Below are 4,211 nucleotides of genomic sequence, written 5' to 3'. Positions count from 1 at the left end.
GGCGTGGTGTCGGTGGCGTCGCTGGTCGGCTTCATCACCCTGTTTGGCGTAGCCACCCGCAATGGCCTGCTGTTGGTCGATAACTACAACACCAAACTGGCCCAGGGGATGCCGCTGCGGGAGGTCATTGTTGAAGGTTCCTCAGAGCGGTTGGTGGCTATTTTAATGACGGCCCTCACCTCGGCCCTAGGCATGGTGCCCTTGGTACTTGGCAGTGGAGCGGGCAAAGAAATTTTGCAGCCTCTAGCTGTGGTTGTTTTGGGCGGGCTATTCACCTCAACGGCGCTGACGCTGCTGGTGTTGCCATCCCTATACGCTCAGTTTGGTCGGCATCTGGTTCCCAAGGTAGCGGCCCCCCTGCCGCCCCCAGAGGTTGCAACCGAGCCCCACGATCCTGCCTTGGTTCAGTAAGCCAAGTCTCATGTCGCAGCCTTGGTGCTGCCCCTAGACAATCTGATGTTTTCTCTTTATTTAAGGAACAACGCTATGACCGTTAAGAAAACCCTGACTGTTTCCGTAGTGGCTCTTGGCCTGGCTTTCACCCTAGGGGCCTGTGGCACCAGTGGAGATCAAGCTAGCGCTCCCGCAGAGGCTGTTGCCGAAGCACCCGCTGTTGAAGATCAAGCTGCCCCGGAGCCCTCCGCTGGAGATGATGGGCACACGCAGGTATCCCAAGGGGGACAGGTGATTGAATCTGGCCCATACCATCTAGAACTGCTCACTGCCAATGAAGCAACCGGAGTTCACCTAGATTTCTTCTTACAAAAGGGGGATACCCATGAGCCGATCACCGATGCTAAGGTAATGGCGCAAATTCAGGCTCCCGACGGCACTCAAGAGTCTATCGAGTTGAGCTATGATGTCGAGGGCGCACACTACACGGCTATGTTACCTATTACAGCCGCAGGAGATTATAACGTAGCTATTTTGTCGGATATCGGTGGTGAAAAAGTGAACGGACGGTTTACGTTTACCAAGTAGCACCAAACTTATATGCGATCGCCCTATTGAGCATTTAGGGCGTTGCTAAATCATGGGATGGTTCAGCAAGTTGTTGTACGGAGTTTCAGAGCCTTTAGCTAGAGGTTCATACCCTAATTCAGCAACACCGCATTTGGAATGTCAGTCACTTCCGCCCCAGCCTTTGATAAGCCATACTAGTACTCCCTTGCGGCAGCATGATGGACATGAGGCAATCACCAGGAAATCATCATAAGGACATTATGAGTCAGCCAACTTCAAACGAGGGAAAAGCGACAAAATGGTCAGCTTATGCTGTTCCTACAACTATATTTCTTTTAATCTTGGGAGGTGCAACCTGGTTATTTAGCTGTACTAGCCAGCCAGCCGGAGACTATGGGTCTAGTACTGTATCTCAATCGCCATCAAACCAAACAGATAGTGAACCAGCACCTACAACGTTAGAAGCGTCTCTAAAACCAGCCGAAAACTGGCAGGCAAATAATCACATTCACGGATTAACTGTCAGTCCTGATAATCCTCAAATTATTTATATTGCCAGTCACAGTGGGCTTTTGAAGCGCTCCGCAACGGGTCAGTGGTTTTGGGTAAAAGAGCAGTACGATTACATGGGTTTCGTCGCACACCCCACGGATGCAAATCGCTTTTATGCCAGTGGTCATCCGCCAGAGGGCGGCAACTTGGGTTTTCAAGTGAGCCAAAATCAAGGGGTGGATTGGCAAGAAGTTTCCATGCCAGGGGTAGATTTTCATGCCATGGCGATCGCCCCTAGCAATCCTGATACCATTTATGGCTTAGCTACATCTGGAAGGCAAGGCTTTTTTGTATCAAACGATGCGGGTCAAAGCTGGACACAACAGCCTGCTAGTGGTTTAGAAGCCATGCCCTTTAGCCTCAATGTTGATCCTCTGAATCCAGAACGAGTGTTAGCGACAACACAAGCAGGACTATATGAAAGTCAGGATGCGGGCAAAACATGGTCACGGATGCTCAGTACAGCCACTGCTCCAATCACCGGATTAGCGCTACAAGCAGAGGGCGATCAAACGATAATGTTAGGATACCGTATCTCTTCTACGGGTGCTGGATTATACCGTAGCATGGATGACGGACAATCTTGGGAACTTTGGAGCGATGAATTAGAGGACACAGTTTTATACATGGCAGCTGCTCCCACGAATGCCCAAGTTCTCTATGCTGTCAATGAGAACAATGCTGTCTTTCAATCACAAGATGGTGGCAAAACATGGAATGAACTGGATTCGTAACCGTGAGTCAACGAATGCGATCGCTCTCACTGCTTAGGGATATCTACAAAAGCTAGACAGCTACGCTCCAACCGCTGTCAAATCGTTCTATGATGCTAACACTGCCCGTGCACCAACGTGTCACAACGGGCCATGTCCTGGTTAGTCTTTTATGAAACGTAAGCGACTAAGGAAGCGGCGGGATCCCAATCGTCAGAACGCGATCGCCTACAGCATTCTGCTGCTATGTCTATTGATGTGTGGCTGGCTTTGGGTGCAGCAAGGCTTTGACCTATTCTCCGCACAAGGACTGGAGCAAGCGATTCAAAGCTGGGGATGGTTGGGAGTACTCGCCTACATTGGCATCCTAATTTTATCTGTTGTCCTTAGTCCCATCCCTAGCGCTCCCCTAGCGGTTGCGGCTGGCATGATTTGGGGGCCAATTTGGGCCGGCATCTATAGTGTCATGGGCGGGTTTTTAGGTAGCTTACTGGCTTACTTTATTGGACGCACCTTGGGGCGATCGACTGTTTACGCATTGACGGGTAAGCTCATCTACTTTTCTAAAAATCGAGGGGAAGTTTATCTTGGCTGGATCATCTTCGTCACGCGCTTGCTTCCTGCCTTATCATTTGACCTAGTTAGTTATGGGGCAGGTATCACAGGACTTTCGCTGCCTATTTATGCTACAGCAACCCTAATTGGCATGATTCCATCAACCTTTGCTCTAACTTTTTTAGGATCAAAGGTTACTGTTGGTCTACCGTTCGGAATTATTCTTTCTATTTTGTTTCTAGCCTTGTTAATTGGCTTGCCCTATGCTATTCATCGATATAGCTGGTTCAATATGAGAGACATTATTCATGTGGAATAAGTGCTTATCATAGTATTTCAGCCGATCTTTTCCTCAAAAGGCTCAAGCCCAATTACAGTAAAGTGCCTAAGACTTTATGATAGTATAGAATCTCTTGAAGCATTTGCAGTACCTTGACTTTGGCTATCGCATCCTGAATTGTTCGTCCAGTAACACTTTTAGCGACTTTTGTGTAACGGAGAGCCTTAGCAACGAAGCTACAGACATCTGGGAATGCTACAGGCTTACATGAATAGCGTAGCTAATCGGATTTGATATGTCTGCCCCATGCCGTAAAGGCGCTGGTTTTGGACAAAACGACCTACCGCAAGATGATCCAAAATCTGCTTTGAGTCATGGGTTACAACGTGCTCATCATTCCCCTAGCGGTGAGGGTGCTATCGGCTTTGGAAATTTTGCTGTCCCCAACAGTGGGTGTCTTACTGATGAACCTTTCAACTGTGGTTATGGCGATTCATGCGGTGTTGCTGCGACGAGCGAAGCTGCTTTAGGGGTATACCCGCACTGGCGAGAGGGAGCTTAATGGTAAAGGTACTACCCTTAGAAACAGCACTCTTAACGTGGATGCTGCCGCCGTGGGCCTGGGCGATCGCCAGTGCGATCGACAGACCTAGCCCCGCCCCACCGCTCTGGCGCGATCGATCCTTTTCAATGCGATAAAAGCGATCAAAAATTCGAGGCTGATCGTTGGGATGAATACCCGCCCCGGTATCTTCTACCGTAATTAGGGCGTGCTTATCCACAGCTCTAAGGTGAGTGGTGACCTTGCCGTTGGTCGGGGTATGTTGCAGGGCATTGCTGACCACATTCAGTACCAGGCGGTAGAGCTGCTCCTCGTGACCAATCACCACCAGGGGCGGGGTTGCAGGCTGATCGAGCACTAGGTCAATGTTCTTGGCTATAGACAATGCTGCCATCTCCTCCTCAATATCACTTAGGATGTTTTGTAGGCAGCAGGAAAAGCCAGGGGCTGTGGTTTGAATATCGAGCCGGGATAGCAGCAGCAGATCGCTGACTAAACGGGTTAAGCGATGGTTTTGGCGGGTAATCACCTGAAGCGTATCTCGCGCCTCTGCATCTGAGATATCTGGCAGTCGAATCACCGACTC

At 49.7% G+C, this 4,211-nt stretch carries 5 protein-coding genes; 4 read left to right on the top strand and 1 reads right to left on the bottom strand.

Annotated features, from left to right (window positions below; translation table 11 throughout):
• From V6D20_02790 to V6D20_02775, 4 genes are all read left to right on the top strand, one after another.
• The coding region (locus tag V6D20_02790) for an efflux RND transporter permease subunit (GenBank protein HEY9814721.1) at positions 1 to 411 on the top strand (411 nt) is incomplete at its 5' end.
• A 75-nt stretch (positions 412 to 486) separates the two neighbouring features.
• Positions 487 to 981, top strand: a complete 495-nt coding sequence (locus V6D20_02785) for a hypothetical protein (protein ID HEY9814720.1) — start codon at positions 487 to 489, stop codon at positions 979 to 981.
• 206 nt (positions 982 to 1,187) lie between these two features.
• Entirely contained in the window at positions 1,188 to 2,249 is a 1,062-nt protein-coding gene (locus tag V6D20_02780; GenBank protein HEY9814719.1) for a YCF48-related protein, read from the top strand.
• A 151-nt stretch (positions 2,250 to 2,400) separates the two neighbouring features.
• A complete protein-coding gene (locus V6D20_02775; GenBank protein HEY9814718.1) occupies positions 2,401 to 3,102 on the top strand; it encodes a TVP38/TMEM64 family protein in 702 nt (233 codons plus the stop codon).
• Between the two features lie 434 nt (positions 3,103 to 3,536).
• Here the strand turns inward: V6D20_02775 and V6D20_02770 are convergent.
• Positions 3,537 to 4,211 (bottom strand): ATP-binding protein (locus V6D20_02770; GenBank protein HEY9814717.1); only part of this gene is annotated, 675 nt, incomplete at its 5' end.

This window comes from Candidatus Obscuribacterales bacterium, from assembly GCA_036703605.1.
GTDB lineage: Bacteria > Cyanobacteriota > Cyanobacteriia > RECH01 > RECH01 > RECH01.
Note: the sequence above shows the minus strand (reverse complement) of the source record. Positions and strands in the feature narration are given on the sequence as shown.